This window comes from Flavobacterium sp. WG21 (assembly GCF_000335775.1).
In the GTDB taxonomy this organism is placed as follows: Bacteria; Bacteroidota; Bacteroidia; order Flavobacteriales; family Flavobacteriaceae; genus Flavobacterium; species Flavobacterium tructae.
Genome location: NZ_AMYW01000007.1, coordinates 182,349 through 196,160, shown reverse-complemented (window position 1 = coordinate 196,160; position 13,812 = coordinate 182,349). Strand labels below are relative to the sequence as shown.

Genomic DNA, 13,812 nt, shown 5'->3' with positions numbered 1-13,812 from the left:
TTTATAGCCTGTCGGGTTTGTTTTATATAGAGCTGTCTTTTGCTTATTGTACTTTTACAGTCCAGCCAAAAGTATCTTCAGAAAGTTTGTTTTGAAGACTTGTTAGTTTTTCTTTTAATAAAGAAGCATAAGAATTCTCAAGAGGAGCCATTTCGTAATAAGTATCCTGATAAGAGAAACCTTTAATTACACTTACTACAGCAGCAGTTCCTGCTCCGAAGATTTCTTTTAAAGATCCATTTTTAGCCGCTTCTACCAATTCTGATACAATAACAGGACGAACTTCAACTTTAAGTCCTTCTTTTTCTGCGATAGCGATCAAACTTTTTCTGGTAATACCGTCTAAGATTCTTTCGCTTGTTGGAGCGGTTAATAAAGTATCATTGATTCTGAAGAAAACGTTCATAGTTCCCGCTTCTTCCAGTTTAGTGTGTGTGGCATCATCTGTCCAGATTACCTGTTGGAAACCATCTTTGTTGGCCAGATTGGTTGGGTAAAATTGTGCAGCGTAGTTTCCGGCAGCTTTGGCAGCTCCAATTCCTCCGTTTGCCGCTCTACTGTAATGTTCAGCGATAATTACTTTCACTTCACCTCCGTAATAAGATTGTGCAGGAGAAAGTAAAATCATGAATTTATATTCGTCAGAAGGATTTGCTACAACACCGGCACCGGTTGCAATCATAAAAGGACGGATGTACATACTGCTTCCATTTCCTTTTTGAATCCATTCCTGATCAATTTTTAATAATTCATTCAAACCGTCCATAAAAACAGCTTCAGGAACTTCTGGCATAGCCATACGAACTGCCGAGTTGTTAAAACGTTTGAAGTTTTCATCCGGTCTGAACAACCAAACATCATTATTGTCATCTTTATAAGCTTTCATTCCTTCAAAAATAGCTTGTCCGTAGTGGAAGACTTTTGAAGACGGATCCATTAAAATTGGAGCATAAGGCTTAATGACAGGATTTTGCCATTCTCCATTTTTAAAATCACACTCGAATAAATGGTCTGTAAAAACAGAACCAAAGCTTAAATTTTGAAAGTCTACTCCGCTTATTTTTGACGAAGTTGCTTTTCTGATTTCAATTTTGTTGGTTTGAGTTGTACTCATAATTAATATGTAAAGTTTTTTTTATGTAATTAGCATTAATAATTAAAGAAAATCTAAAGCTATGATTTGGTGAGTGATAGATTTTTCTCAATGCAAAATTAAGTAAAAATATATAATTTGCTTAGTAAAACTGCATTATTTACGCCCTTTAACTGAGATTTATATATCTTATAATAAAGTGAAAAAATTAAGACATTTTTATAAAGAATTTATGAAAAACGAACCGTTTTTTAAGGCTTTACGCATTTGTTTTGACTAAATTTGGCACTTAAAATGCCCCATATATCAATAGATAAAGATTGTTAATTCCGAAATAAGGTGAAAAGAGAAATAATTAAAACGCTAGATGGCTCAACTACAATTCATTTGCAGGAATGGAATGAGTCTTATCATTCCAAACACGGAGCGATTCAGGAAGCCAAACATGTATTTATAAAAAACGGTCTTTCTTTATTTGATGCTGCTCCGGTAAGTATTCTTGAAATAGGTTTCGGAACGGGGTTGAATGCGTTTATTACTTTTTTGGAATCTGCACAAAAACAGCAGCAAATTGATTATGTTGGAGTAGAAGCTTATCCGGTTGATGCGAAAGAGGTACTTGAAATGAATTATGTTGCTGAATTGGAGGCTGACAATTATAAGGATGTTTTTGAAAAAATGCACGAATGTGAGTGGAATCAGAAAGAGGTTATCAGTGCCGATTTTATGTTAACCAAAAGGAAACAATTTTTTGATGAAATTGATGATTTTGAAATTTTTGATTTGATTTACTTTGATGCCTTTGGATATCGGGTGCAGCCGGAGCTATGGAGTACTGAAATTTTTCGAAAAATGTACCAAAGTTTAAAGCCAAATGGAGTTTTGGTAACGTATGCTGCTCGCGGAGTTGTTAAAAGAAGTATGATTGAGGTAGGATTTACGGTTGAAAAATTGGCAGGACCTCCCGGAAAAAGAGAAATGTTTAGAGCCTTTAAAAAGGTTTAAATGAGTTGTTTAGAATGATTCTATATTGGTTTATGTTTATTAAGAAATCGTATTCGTTGCTAAAGTTTTTAAAAAAATAAGTTAAAATCGGTACTTATGAATGATATTTGTTTAAATTTGTTGCGAGTTTAAAAATATAGATAACCCCAAAAAATCTTATTTTATTATGTCAAAAATGATGTTTGATTACACGAAATCAATACTTGAGAGAGTGAGTTTCGACCCGATACTTTTCTGCAAAGAATTAGAAAAAGCTATCAAAACACTGTTACCGTACGAAATGGAACAATTACAAGAATGGTTATTAAATTTCATTATTGAAAAACCAGAATTAAAGCAAAGTCTACTACTAATTAAAGTATAAAAGAAAAGGAGCCAAATTGGCTCCTTTTTTATTTTTATTTCTTTTGTTGTAGCGGGCTGATGATCTGAACGTTCTGAAAAACAATTGCTCCTTTAATAACTCCTGCAATTGTAGATCTTAGGGCGTCAATGATTTGTATTTTTAATTCGCTCTTAGGGTAAATCAAACTTACCTCACGAGCAGGTTTAGGTTCCTTAAAGTTACGCAGTTTTTGTTTGTCTGAATCTTTTAAGTCTAAGGTGTGCAAGTACGGAAGTAGCGTTGTACCCAAACCTTCGTCGGCTAATTTTATCAGGGTCTCGAAACTTCCGCTTTGTATCTGAAAATTATTCTGATCCAGGTCGCTGGCATTTTTACACAAATTTAAAATTCCGTCTCTGAAACAGTGCCCGTCCTGAAGTAGCAGGATTTCATTAATGTTTAAGTCCGCAACTTCAATTTCTTCTTTTTGAAAACTGGCATGATGTTCCGGTATATAAGCCACAAAAGGTTCAAAATACAAAACGATTTCTTTTATTTTTTCGTCTTCAAGCGGAGTTGCGGCAATAGCAGCATCCAAATGACCATTTTTTAACTTCAGGATAATTTCATCCGTGTTAAGCTCTTCGATTAAGAGTTTTACTTTTGGGTATTTCTTGATGAAATTGTTTAGAAACATCGGTAAAAGCGTTGGCATAATGGTTGGAATAATTCCCAAACGGAATTCTCCTCCAATAAAACCTTTTTGCTGCTCTACAATATCCTTAATACGATCAGCCTCATTTACAATATTCTTGGCCTGGTTTACAATTTTCTGACCAATATCTGTAAGTTGAATGGGTTTTTTGCTTCTGTCAAAAATTTGAATACTAAGTTCTTCCTCGATCTTTTGAATCTGCATACTCAGTGTTGGCTGGGTAACGAAGCATTTTTCGGCAGCAAGGGTAAAATTTTTATGCTCGGCAACAGCTAATACATATTGCAATTGAGTTATAGTCATCTTGATAGTAATTTTTGATGCAAAAATAAGAAAATATAACTTTTTTTTATATTATTTTCGGAGAACTTATTTTAAATTTGTAGTAATCACATTATAAAATGAGAACTATGAAAACAAATATTTTAGGTTTACCGGTAAAGGAATCAGAATTGTTAGTAAAAGAATTAAATGTTCTGTTGTCAAATTTTCAGGTATATTACCAGAATTTAAGGGGGTTGCATTGGAATATTCGTGGGAAACGTTTTTTTGATTTGCATGTAAAGTTTGAAGAATTGTACACAGATTCCCAGTTGAAAATTGATTTGATTGCAGAAAGGGTTTTAACTATCGGCGGAACTCCTTTACATACTTTTGAAGATTATATTAAAAATAACAAATTAGCTGTTGGAAAAAATATTTCAAATGATGAAAAAGCGGTTCACTTAATTGTAAGTTCTTTAACGGATTTATTGAAAATCGAAAGAGGAATTTTGAAACAATCGGATGAAATTAATGATGAAGGAACAAATTCGATGATGAGTGACTTCATTTCAGAGCAGGAAAAAACAATTTGGATGATGAATGCATGGCTCGAAGAAGAACTTTAATATGTTGTTTCTGAATTGATTACTATAGCAGAATGGTCGGGTTTGATCATTCTGTTTTTTATGATTGTTAAATTTGTTTAAATTTTTTGGCCTCTCGCTTTGATTTTAGCTGTTTAACACTATTTTTGTTCCAATGAAATTAGTCGCTCGCATATTATTATTCATCTTTATTGCCTTCTTATCTACCCCAACTATTGTGACGGTAATGAAGAAAAGCAACGATGCGTCGATATTTTTCAGTTTTTCTGAAGAGGAACATTCACATAAAGAACTTAAGGCTGCTGTTTATCCGGCAATACTTCAACATGAAGTTGTTATGCCAGTTTATATTGAAAAAAAGACCATTGTGTCTGAGAACATTGTGAAATTAGACAATATTTCTCCGAGCATTTTTGCTCCACCTCCTAACTTGGTATAATACTTCCGATTATTTTGAATTGAACTGCATTTTAATAAATGTGGTAAAACGTTAATGAATAATTTTTTTAGTATTGTATTATGACAAAAAAAATCAATCTTTTTGCCAACCTTAAATCTGATTTTGCGTCAGGTTTAGTGGTTTTCTTGGTAGCTCTTCCATTGTGTTTAGGTATTGCAATGGCCTCCGGAGCACCGTTATTTTCGGGAATTATCGCAGGTGTTGTTGGAGGTATTGTGGTAGGTTACTTAAGCCAGTCTCATATTAGTGTCTCCGGACCAGCGGCTGGACTGACCGCTATCATTTTAACTGCTATTACAGATTTAGGGGCATTCGATGTGTTTTTAATGTCTGTTTTTATTGCTGGATTAATTCAATTAGCATTAGGATTTCTAAAGGCCGGAAGTATCTCCAATTATTTTCCTACCAACGTTATTGAAGGGATGTTGGCAGGTATCGGAATTATTATTATTCTGAAACAATTACCACATGCTTTTGGTTACGATGCCGATTTTGAAGGAGATCAGGCATTTATTCAAAATGACGGAAGCAACTCTTTTTCTTTTCTATTCGATGTTTTAAATCACATACATTTAGGAGCGGTTGTGGTTTCACTTGTTTCTTTGGTGATTTTAATTTCGTGGGAGAAAGTTCCCTTCTTAAAAAGAATGAAATTAATTCCGGGAGCACTTGTTGCTGTTGTTACAGGAATAATTTTAAACGAGTTTTTTACTTCAACGGGAAGTTCGCTGGCAATTGCAAATGAGCATTTAGTTTCTTTGCCGGTTCCAAAATCTTTTGATGAGTTTAAATCAATCATAATTTTGCCAAATTTTGCTGCGGTTACCAACCCGCAAGTTTGGGTGGTGGCGATTACAATCGCAATAGTTGCCTCTATTGAGACGTTGTTGTGTATAGAGGCGTCTGACAGAATGGATGTTCAAAAACGTTATACCAATACCAATGTTGAGCTTAGAGCGCAGGGAATTGGTAATGTAGTAAGTTCGCTTCTGGGCGGTTTGCCGATGACATCCGTTGTAGTAAGATCATCTGCCAATAATAATGCAGGAGCAAAATCAAAAATGTCAGCCATTATTCATGGTGTACTTTTGCTAATTAGTGTATTGGCAATTCCTACGTTATTAAACAAAATACCATTGGCAACTTTGGCAACGGTTTTAATTTTAGTAGGGTATAAATTGGCGAAACCTGCCACTTTCAAACATTTCTGGGAAAAAGGAAAATATCAGTTCGTACCGTTTATTGCCACTTTGGTATTTGTTGTAGCGACAGATTTACTTAAAGGGGTTGCTTTAGGAATTGTGATCAGTATTATTTTTGTATTGAGAGGAAATCTGAAAAGAGCGTACAGTTTCAAAAAAGAAGAATACGAAGATGGTGATGTCATTCATATCGATTTAGCACAGGAAGTTTCATTCTTGAATAAGGCTGCGATTAAGTCTACTTTAAGTGAAATTCCGGAAAACTCTAAAGTAATTATCAATGCTGCAGATACAGAGTATATTGCGCATGATGTTTTAGATTTGATCCGTGAGTTTAAAGAGACACGAGCAATTGACGAAAATATTAAAGTAAAGCTTAAAGGATTCAAGAAAGCATATGAACTTGAGAATTCACCGGACATTAATAATCATGTATCGATAGAGCATTATTATGATGTTGCGAAAAGAACTTTAGTTCAAAAAGAAAAGGTAAAAGAGAATTTTAAATAAATTATAATTAATTAAGGTATTTCTTGATTGTGAGAAGTATTAAAATTAGATAACTTTACGAGAAGTTTTTTTTTAGTAGATTTAAGCAAACGGGATTACCATACAAAAAACAAAAAAATGAGAGAGTTTTATAAGCAGTTACTTGAAAATAACAGACAGTGGGTTGAAAAATCATTAGCATTAGATCCTAATTATTTTGCGGATCTTGCAAAAGGACAAACACCGCCATTATTGTGGATTGGATGTTCAGACAGTCGTGTTCCGGCAAATGAAATTATTGGAGCTAAACCGGGTGAAGTTTTTGTACACCGTAATATTGCTAATATGGTAGTACACTCTGATATGAATATGTTGAGTGTTTTAGATTATGCGGTAAATGTATTGAAAGTAAAACACGTTATTGTTTGCGGACATTACGGTTGTGGTGGTGTTAAAGCTGCTATGGGTAATCAGTCTGTTGGAATTATCGACAACTGGATTCGTCACATTAAAGATGAATACCGTCTACACGATAAGTACCTGAATTCAATTGAAGATGAAACAGAACGTTTCAATGCTTTTGTTGAAATCAATGCAAAAGAGCAGGTTTACAATTTAGCGAAAACATCTATCGTTCAGGGAGCCTGGAAAAACGGACAGGATTTGATGCTTCACGGATGGGTTTACGGTTTAAATTCCGGTTTTGTAACCGATTTAAATGTGAATATTGCTTCAAACGAGGAGCTTGATGAAGTTTATCAGTTAGATCTATAATATAAAAAAGAAAATCGCCCCAAAAGGGCGATTTTTTTATTCGTTTTCGTCGAGGTTTTCATTAAAAGCTGACGGAAGTAAAGTTGGAATAAATTTGATAAGAATCGGTAATAACAAACTTCCTCCGGGCAGTAAAAATATGGTGAGCGACGGAATCGTTTTACAGATGTCTAAAAGTTGTTTTTTCACCTTTTTCTTTTCTTTAGCATCCAGATCTCTGGTGGTAGAATAAGCCAGCAGAACCATTAACTCCTTGCTTTGAATGATTTCCTTCACTAATCTGTTTTTGTTTCTTACAATCAGTTTTACCACACTGTGGGTCATTTGGTCGTAAAAATGTTTTACGGGATTGGAGTAATTAAAATAAGGGATCTTCTTTTTGTGAGTAGTGATGAACGCGTTGGTCGTTTCAATGCTTTTGGTTACAAAATCATCAGAAATTCCCATCATTGATCCTAAAGAGTACAAAAAGTAGGCTTCTTCATTTTCGACAACACCATCGCTCCACAAAGCCATTCCGGCCATATCAATGAAATAGTAGTGTTCCAGTTTATGGTTGTAATAGTCCAATTGTAAAGTTTCTAAAGTATCAACCGTAACTTTTGAAAATTTTGAGTATCGGATGGAAGCTTCAAAAAGTTTAATCAGTAAATCGTCGTGCTGAGATTTTATGGTTTTGGTTTTTAAAGCCAGAGCCACAATGCCCATAACGGTTTCTTCGATTCGTTTTAAGTATTTTTCAGGAATTGTCCCATGTTCTAAATATTGTCTGAAAGCCAGAACATCAATAAACAAAAGCGCATTGGTTACTAAATGCGAAAAGTTTTTACTGATAATACTGTCATTCGTCTGAACGCGCTGATCTATAATGTTTTCTAAAGAAAGAGAAGGAGTGTCCTTTGGAAGCAGAATTTTAAATATATTAAAACCTTCCGGACTCATTTCCTTATAGAATTTTAAAACTTCAGAAATAAAATTATTAGGTTCAGAGCTTCTTTTTTCCAAACAAAAAACACCGTACAAAGTATTTAATAAAGCTACTTTGGAGATTTCGGTTTTGAACCAGCCTTTTATAGGGATTGGAATCTGAGAATCTATAGCGATGATGTGACCGTAAATAAAACCGGTTTCTCTGACTTTATGGTAAAACGACTCAGCAGTCTCAAAAGGAATAGCTTCTGAAAACTTTTGTTCGCTAAAAAACTTATCTATCCAGCCTGGTGCCGATGGGTTAATCATTAACTTTATAATTTATAGCTGCAAAGCTATATCTTTTTCTTGTTTTAGTGTAAATTTAAAATGAAATAACCACTAGATTTTGTGAAAATATAGTGGTTATTACTGTTTTATGTTTTTTATTTAATGATTCCGGCACAGGCAACTCTTCCGCCCGCATTTCCTGTAGGCTGTGTGGTGAAATCATCAGATCCCTGATGAACAATTAATCCTTTTCCCAGAATATCTTTACTTTCATCTCCGCAGCCAATGCACCATTCATCAGTAGTTAGTGTTATAGTCCCGTTACCATTTGCATCAGCGGTAAAGTTTCCTATATCTCCTTTGTGGTATTCGGCAACACCCCATTTTCCATGTTTTTTAAAAGTTGGATTCCAGTGTCCTCCGGCCGAACTTCCGTCTGCAGCACTACAATCTGCCTTTTCATGAATGTGAATTGCATGTACTCCCGGCTGTAAACCCGTTATTTTTGCAGCAAAAGTTACTTTTCCTTTTCTCTCGGTAAAAGTGGCTATTCCTGCTACTGTACTTTTGCTTTTTGGCTCTAAAGCTACCCTTAAGGTTTTGGCATCATTTGATTTTGTACTGGTTTTACAACCAATGATTAAAGCTGTAATTATGGCGAAGGAAACGATTATTTTTTTCATAGAAGAGTCTTTTTATTATAGTTTAAGTAAAATTAACATAAAATACTGACATGGATTGGTACCGATCGTTAAAAAAAACTAAAACTATTGATCAGAATTTAAAGCAACTTTAGCTGATGAACCAAAAAATATTGCGTAAATTCGTGTAGTTATGAGTTTATTTACTTGAAAATCAATGGTTTTATTTTTAACTTAATTTTAAATATTATGATCAAAAGTATTTTATCTTTCGTTTTTTTAGGAATTGTTCTAACTTCCTGTAATTGCTCTAAAGGAGCAAAAGGGGGCGATGCTTCTAAACTTGAAGGAAACTGGGAGCTTAATTATATCTCCGGTTCAAGTGTTGATTTTGATGCTTTGTATCCCAATAATAAGCCAACTATTAATTTTAATCAAATTGAAAAAAGAGTATCCGGAAATAACGGATGTAATTCTTTCAACGGAGCACTTGTGGTAACGGGGCATAAAATCGATCTGACAGGTCCAATGGCTGTAACCAAAAAGATGTGTCCACAAGCACAGGAAGGGGAACGTCTTTTTATGGGGACTTTGCCTAAAATTACATCCTATGATATTACAGATGAAGGGAAAACACTTCATTTTATCTCAGGAGACATTGCATTGATGCGATTTACCAGAAAATAGTACTCTTCTTTTCTAATCTAAAATTTGCACTTTATGAAGACTAAATTATCCATTTTATTGTTACTGTGCTGTTTTTTGAATGTTTCAGTTTTTGCACAGGATAAGACGAAGAAGGAGCTAAGGGCAGAAAGAGATTTACAGCAACAGAAAGAAACAGAAGCATTGATTGATTCTAAAAAGTTCGATTTTGAAGCGCAGAAATTAAATCCGCAAGGAGGAAGGCTCATTATTCTGGATTATAATATTTATTTTTTAAGATTTAGCAGCGATAAAATTATTTGTGATCTGCCTTTTTTTGGGCGTGCATTCAACGTTGCGTATGGGGGAGACGGCGGGATAAAATTTGAAGGAGCACCGGAAGATATTAAAGTCGAAAAGAAAAAGAAAAGTTACATTTTAAGAACTACCGTTAGGGGAAAAGATGATGTATATAATTTGCTTTTCACTATTTTCAATAACGGAAGTACGACGCTTTCAGTCAACAGTAACAATAGGGCGTCCATTTCTTATGATGGCGTAATTAGAGCGCCAAAAGCGGTGGAGAATAAGTAGTCTTTCTTTTTTAGAATCTAGAAGTATTTTTTATAACGGATGAATTTATAAAACAAATTTAAAATCAGAACTATGAAAAAAATAAGCCTTATTCTTATCATGGCCATTGTTTCATTTTCTTCTTACGCTCAATCAACATTTAAAGAAGATGTAGATGTTGTGCAAAGTATTTATGGAAAATCAAAAGGGGATCTCGTAAAAGAGTATATGAATTTATCCGATAGTCAGGCTGCAGCATTTGCAAAAGTGTATGATAGTTATGAAGCGGATCGCAAGGGTCTCGGGCAAACTAAATTTCAATTGATTAATGATTATGCGGTGAATTATGCAACGCTTACCGATGAAAAAGCCGATGAGCTGGCAAAGGGAACTTTAAGAAACCATATGGGATATGAAAAGTTATATTCTAAAACCTATACGCAGGCCAAAAAAGTGATAGGTGCCATTAATGCTGCGAAGTTCATTCAGTTAGAAGTGTATTTACAGACGATAATCAGAGCTGAAATTCTGGAAACGATTCCTTTTATAGGTGAACTGGATAAGAGTAAAGTTAAAATTTAGTTTTAAATTTTTACGATAAGCAAAACGGCAGCCATTTTTTGAACAGCTGCCGTTTTTTTTATGATCTAAAGTTTTTTATTTAGCGATTTTAACGTCGTAAATTGTATTGACCATTCCGTTACGTGTGGCATCCAGAGGCAATTCCCAAAACATGATTCCACCTAAGTTTTTAGCTTTCGCATATTCTGCTTTTGCTTTTATAGACGCCAGATTGTCTCCTGTGGCAAATGTTTTTTCTTTTTCATTGTACCAGTGAGGTGCTTTGGCTTTTTCATCCCAAAAGTATTTCCATCCATTGGCTTCTGTATAAAAAGTGCTATAATCTTTAAAAGAAACTCCCTGAACATGCTCACCTGACTGATACAAACCATTGTTGATGTTTTCTACATTTTTCCAGGTTCTGGTATAGAAAGCGCCTCCTATAACTAGTTTTTCGGCAGGAATTCCCAGTTTCAATAAATATTCAACCGCTCTGTCTGTAGATTCTTCTTTTGGATTAGTGCTGTATAAAGGCGTATGGTGTCCGGTAACTTTTGAGTATCCGTTCACTAAATCATAACTCATAATGTTTACACGGTTTACTAGAGGCATTACTTTTTTCCAGTCAATCGATTCGTCTAAGGCTTTTTGAAAACCTCCGGCAGCAAAGCTCAATTCGTATTTTTTTCCTAAAGTTGAACGTAAAATTTTGATTAGTTCGGTGAAATTTGGCTTGTCAGCCGGTTGAAACAAATGTCCTGGCAGTCCCTCAATTGCCGGATACTCCCAATCTAAATCTAAACCGTCTACTTTAAAATAATGGCTTACTTCTTTTACCGATTTGGCAAAAGTAAGTCTTCCTTCGGCTGTCGAAAATGCAGCAGAACAAGGCTCACAACCTCCCCAGCCACCAAGTGAAAGAATAATTTTTAATTGTGGATTGGATGCTTTTAATGAAACCAAATGTTTAATCGTAGTAGAATCTTTTGCAGAATCAACACTTAGTTTCCCATCTTTTAAATGGCAAAAACTAAATATGATTTGGTTTAGTTTACTTACTTCGTATTCGTTAATTAGCTTGTCATCACCTGTATAATAGGCTATGATGTCCATTTTTTTGCTTTTTTGCCCAAATGTACTTGTGGTAAAGTTGCACAATAGAATCAGGGCAAACAGGTTAATTTGTTTCATTTTATGTTTTTTAAAGTTTTTAGAATGCTAAATATAAAGTAATACCGCCAATATTTAACTATTCTATAGGGGTCTGAGAGTTAATTTTAACGAATATTTTGCAAATCGTTGCAAAAATATTGCGAAAGCTCCTTCCTTCGATTTAGTCAAAAAAATAAATAAATAAACCCGCACTGTTTCGGATTAGTGCGGGTTTAAACAAATTAAAAGCTAAAAACTATTTTTGTATTAGAAGCAGTATTCGTTTTCTGCAACTAATTTAGAAGTAATAACCTCTCTTAAGGCCACCACATTTGGATTGTTTGTATATTTTGTGAAACGTTTAAGTCCCATTAACATCATACGTTGCTCGTCACCTTCTGCAAAAGAAATGATTCCTTCTTTACCATTTAGGTTAACGATATCTACTGCTTTGTATAAGTATAATTTTGCCATTGCAATTTGCTCTTGTACTTTAGCTTCTCCTTCTTTTTTGGCTAATTTTTCAGTTCTTAAAATAGTACTTTCAGCCATGTAGATCTCGATTAAGATGTTAGAAGCTGCCATCAATAATTGTTGGTGAGAATCTAAATCCGGTCCGTATTTTTGAACAGCGCTTCCGGCAACCATTAAGAAAACTTTTTTCAGGTTAGCGATGATTCCTTTTTCTTCTGCAAATAATTCAGAGAAATCAGGAGTATCAAAAGATGGAATTCCCATTAATTCTTCCTGAACTTTCATAGCTGGTCCTAATAAATCAACATGACCTTTCATAGCCTTTTTGATCAACATACCCACTGAAAGCATTCTGTTAATTTCATTTGTTCCTTCGTAGATACGTGCGATACGAGCATCTCTCCAGGCACTTTCCATTGGAGTGTCTTCAGAGAATCCCATTCCGCCAAAAATCTGAATTCCTTCATCTGAACAGCTTTGAACGTCTTCAGAAACAGCTACTTTTAATATAGAACACTCGATAGCATATTCTTCAACACCTTTCAATTCAGCTTCCTGATGAGAAGTTCCTTCTGCTTCACGAGCAGCGATTCTGTCTTCGATGTCTTTTGCAGCACGGTAAGAAGCGCTTTCTCCTGCGTAGGCATTAGTTGCCATTTCAGCCAGTTTAGAACGGATAGCACCGAAGCTTGAAATCGGAGTATTAAACTGAATTCTTTCGTTAGCATATTTTACAGCTCCAGTAGTAACTCTACGTTGAGCATCTAAACAAGCAGCAGCTAATTTAATACGACCTACGTTTAAAGCGTTCATTGCGATTTTGAAACCGTTTCCTCTTTCAGACAACATGTTTTCAACAGGAACTTTTGTATCGTTGAAGAAAACCTGACGTGTAGAAGAAGCACGGATTCCTAATTTATGCTCTTCTTCATTCATAGAAATTCCGTTTGACGGATCATTTTCTACGATGAAACCTGTAATGTTTTTATCATCTCCAATACGGGCAAAAACGATGAAAACGCTGCAGAAACCTGCATTCGAAATCCACATTTTTTGTCCTGTGATCGAGTAGTATTTTCCATCTTCAGATAAAACTGCTTTCGTTTTTCCTGAGTTAGCATCAGATCCTGCTCCCGGCTCTGTCAAGCAATAAGCTCCGAACCATTCTCCTGAAGCCAATTTAGGAACGTATTTTTTCTTTTGTTCTTCAGTACCATAAAGCGTAATTGGCATAGTTCCAATTCCAGTATGTGCACCAAAAGCTGTAGAGAAAGAACCCGTTGCTCCTGAAATGTAGTCACAAACCAACATTGTAGAAACAAATCCCATTCCTAATCCGCCATATTCTTCCGGAACAGCAACTCCAAGAAGTCCAAGTTCACCTGCTTTACGCATAGAAGATTCTGTATAAGCGTAATCTTTCTTCTCGAAACGATCTTTATGTGCCCATAATTCTTTGTCTACGAACTCTTTTACAGAGTCACGCATCATTAATTGCTCTTCCGAAAAATCTTCCGGTGTGAAGATATCTTCGCATTTTGTTTCTTTAACTAAAAACTGACCACCACGAGTCACGTTTTTTTCGATAGTATCTGCCATTGCTTTTGTTTTTTGTATGTTTTTAAATTAAGATG

The 13,812-nt window shown here is 34.8% G+C and carries 15 protein-coding genes; 9 read left to right on the top strand and 6 right to left on the bottom strand.

Annotation, left to right across the window (positions count from 1 at the left end):
* Window positions 1–43 precede the first annotated feature (43 nt).
* A complete protein-coding gene (locus C245_RS0108255) occupies window positions 44–1,114 on the bottom strand; it encodes a branched-chain amino acid aminotransferase (protein ID WP_017496119.1) in 1,071 nt (356 codons plus the stop codon).
* Between the two features lie 318 nt (window positions 1,115–1,432).
* Here C245_RS0108255 and mnmD point away from each other — a divergent pair, with 318 nt between their 5' ends.
* Window positions 1,433–2,098, top strand: a complete 666-nt coding sequence (gene mnmD, locus C245_RS0108250; RefSeq protein WP_017496118.1) for a tRNA (5-methylaminomethyl-2-thiouridine)(34)-methyltransferase MnmD — start codon at window positions 1,433–1,435, stop codon at window positions 2,096–2,098.
* Window positions 2,099–2,264: 166 nt separating this feature from the next.
* Window positions 2,265–2,462, top strand: coding sequence for a hypothetical protein (locus C245_RS24525; RefSeq protein ID WP_017496117.1), 198 nt, complete (start codon window positions 2,265–2,267; stop codon window positions 2,460–2,462).
* Between the two features lie 34 nt (window positions 2,463–2,496).
* Here the strand turns inward: C245_RS24525 and C245_RS0108240 are convergent, their stop codons facing one another.
* Window positions 2,497–3,441, bottom strand: coding sequence for a LysR substrate-binding domain-containing protein (locus C245_RS0108240; RefSeq protein ID WP_017496116.1), 945 nt, complete (start codon window positions 3,439–3,441; stop codon window positions 2,497–2,499).
* Between the two features lie 107 nt (window positions 3,442–3,548).
* On the opposite strand from C245_RS0108240, the gene C245_RS0108235 reads away from it, so the two are divergent.
* The 4 genes from C245_RS0108235 (at window position 3,549) to can (ending at window position 6,932) form a co-directional block, all read left to right on the top strand.
* A complete protein-coding gene (locus C245_RS0108235; RefSeq protein WP_017496115.1) occupies window positions 3,549–4,028 on the top strand; it encodes a Dps family protein in 480 nt (159 codons plus the stop codon).
* 133 nt (window positions 4,029–4,161) lie between these two features.
* Complete coding sequence (locus tag C245_RS0108230) at window positions 4,162–4,446, top strand: hypothetical protein (protein ID WP_035746393.1); 285 nt, start codon at window positions 4,162–4,164, stop codon at window positions 4,444–4,446.
* An 80-nt stretch (window positions 4,447–4,526) separates the two neighbouring features.
* Window positions 4,527–6,179 (top strand): SulP family inorganic anion transporter, encoded by a 1,653-nt coding sequence (locus tag C245_RS0108225; protein WP_017496113.1) that lies wholly within the window; start codon window positions 4,527–4,529, stop codon window positions 6,177–6,179.
* Between the two features lie 117 nt (window positions 6,180–6,296).
* Window positions 6,297–6,932 carry a carbonate dehydratase gene (gene can, locus C245_RS0108220; protein ID WP_017496112.1) on the top strand — a complete coding sequence of 212 codons (636 nt, stop codon included), beginning with the start codon at window positions 6,297–6,299 and terminating at the stop codon, window positions 6,930–6,932.
* A 36-nt stretch (window positions 6,933–6,968) separates the two neighbouring features.
* Here can and C245_RS0108215 read toward each other — a convergent pair whose 3' ends face one another.
* Entirely contained in the window at window positions 6,969–8,171 is a 1,203-nt protein-coding gene (locus tag C245_RS0108215) for an LETM1-related biofilm-associated protein (protein ID WP_017496111.1), read from the bottom strand.
* 116 nt (window positions 8,172–8,287) lie between these two features.
* The gene (locus C245_RS0108210) at window positions 8,288–8,815 is read right to left on the bottom strand and encodes a superoxide dismutase family protein (protein ID WP_017496110.1); all 528 of its coding nucleotides are present in this window, start codon (window positions 8,813–8,815) and stop codon (window positions 8,288–8,290) included.
* Between the two features lie 207 nt (window positions 8,816–9,022).
* Between C245_RS0108210 and C245_RS0108205 the strand changes: the two genes are divergently transcribed.
* From C245_RS0108205 to C245_RS0108195, 3 genes are all read left to right on the top strand, one after another.
* Window positions 9,023–9,460, top strand: coding sequence for an META domain-containing protein (locus tag C245_RS0108205; RefSeq protein WP_026109947.1), 438 nt, complete (start codon window positions 9,023–9,025; stop codon window positions 9,458–9,460).
* A 33-nt stretch (window positions 9,461–9,493) separates the two neighbouring features.
* The gene (locus C245_RS0108200) at window positions 9,494–10,012 is read left to right on the top strand and encodes a DUF4251 domain-containing protein (protein ID WP_017496108.1); all 519 of its coding nucleotides are present in this window, start codon (window positions 9,494–9,496) and stop codon (window positions 10,010–10,012) included.
* Between the two features lie 72 nt (window positions 10,013–10,084).
* On the top strand, window positions 10,085–10,573 hold the full coding sequence (locus tag C245_RS0108195) for a hypothetical protein (protein ID WP_017496107.1): 489 nt from the start codon (window positions 10,085–10,087) through the stop codon (window positions 10,571–10,573).
* Between the two features lie 75 nt (window positions 10,574–10,648).
* On the opposite strand, the gene C245_RS0108190 is transcribed toward C245_RS0108195, so the two are convergent.
* Together C245_RS0108190 and C245_RS0108185 are read right to left on the bottom strand one after the other, a co-directional pair.
* Entirely contained in the window at window positions 10,649–11,743 is a 1,095-nt protein-coding gene (locus C245_RS0108190; RefSeq protein ID WP_017496106.1) for a glycoside hydrolase family 18 protein, read from the bottom strand.
* A 228-nt stretch (window positions 11,744–11,971) separates the two neighbouring features.
* Window positions 11,972–13,777 (bottom strand): acyl-CoA dehydrogenase family protein, encoded by a 1,806-nt coding sequence (locus C245_RS0108185; RefSeq protein WP_017496105.1) that lies wholly within the window; start codon window positions 13,775–13,777, stop codon window positions 11,972–11,974.
* Between the last annotated feature and the right edge of the window lie 35 nt (window positions 13,778–13,812).

Bases quoted from the DNA above. Each gene is read 5' to 3' on its own strand.
- C245_RS0108255 (WP_017496119.1), bottom strand. From the start codon at position 1,114: ATGAGTACAACTCAAACCAACAAAATTGAAATCAGAAAAGCAACTTCG.
- C245_RS24525 (WP_017496117.1), top strand. From the start codon at position 2,265: ATGTCAAAAATGATGTTTGATTACACGAAATCAATACTTGAGAGAGTG.
- C245_RS0108240 (WP_017496116.1), bottom strand. From the start codon at position 3,441: ATGACTATAACTCAATTGCAATATGTATTAGCTGTTGCCGAGCATAAA.
- C245_RS0108235 (WP_017496115.1), top strand. From the start codon at position 3,549: ATGAAAACAAATATTTTAGGTTTACCGGTAAAGGAATCAGAATTGTTA.
- C245_RS0108230 (WP_035746393.1), top strand. From the start codon at position 4,162: ATGAAATTAGTCGCTCGCATATTATTATTCATCTTTATTGCCTTCTTA.
- C245_RS0108225 (WP_017496113.1), top strand. From the start codon at position 4,527: ATGACAAAAAAAATCAATCTTTTTGCCAACCTTAAATCTGATTTTGCG.
- can (WP_017496112.1), top strand. From the start codon at position 6,297: ATGAGAGAGTTTTATAAGCAGTTACTTGAAAATAACAGACAGTGGGTT.
- C245_RS0108215 (WP_017496111.1), bottom strand. From the start codon at position 8,171: ATGATTAACCCATCGGCACCAGGCTGGATAGATAAGTTTTTTAGCGAA.
- C245_RS0108210 (WP_017496110.1), bottom strand. From the start codon at position 8,815: ATGAAAAAAATAATCGTTTCCTTCGCCATAATTACAGCTTTAATCATT.
- C245_RS0108205 (WP_026109947.1), top strand. From the start codon at position 9,023: ATGATCAAAAGTATTTTATCTTTCGTTTTTTTAGGAATTGTTCTAACT.
- C245_RS0108200 (WP_017496108.1), top strand. From the start codon at position 9,494: ATGAAGACTAAATTATCCATTTTATTGTTACTGTGCTGTTTTTTGAAT.
- C245_RS0108195 (WP_017496107.1), top strand. From the start codon at position 10,085: ATGAAAAAAATAAGCCTTATTCTTATCATGGCCATTGTTTCATTTTCT.
- C245_RS0108190 (WP_017496106.1), bottom strand. From the start codon at position 11,743: ATGAAACAAATTAACCTGTTTGCCCTGATTCTATTGTGCAACTTTACC.
- C245_RS0108185 (WP_017496105.1), bottom strand. From the start codon at position 13,777: ATGGCAGATACTATCGAAAAAAACGTGACTCGTGGTGGTCAGTTTTTA.